The 302-nt window shown below is 40.7% G+C and carries 1 pseudogene; it reads right to left on the reverse strand.

The annotated features are described in order from the left end of the window. Positions 1 to 116: 116 nt before the first annotated feature. Positions 117 to 227: pseudogene (locus J690_RS24780) on the reverse strand (hypothetical protein); the annotation flags it as partial. Positions 228 to 302: the final 75 nt, after the last annotated feature.

Here is a 302-nt window from a genome sequence, read left to right on the forward strand (position 1 = left end):
ACGGCATACGAGATTGATATTACTTCTCGTTTTGAAGCAAAGGCCTCTCAAATTATAAAGATCATGATGAGAACAGCTGTTAGTGAAATAAATGATCCTATAGAAGAGACAGTGTTTCATGTGGTGTAAGCATCTGGGTAGTCTGAGTAGCGTCGTGGTATTCCTGAAAGGCCCAGGAAATGTTGAGGGAAGAATGTTATGTTTACTCCTACGAATATGATGGCGAAGTGGGCTTTTGCTCATGTGTCATCTAGGGTGAAGCCTGAAAATAATGGGAATCAGTGAACAAATCCTGCTATGAT

This window comes from Acinetobacter sp. 742879 (assembly GCF_000588535.1).
Taxonomy (GTDB): Bacteria; Pseudomonadota; Gammaproteobacteria; order Pseudomonadales; family Moraxellaceae; genus Acinetobacter; species Acinetobacter pittii.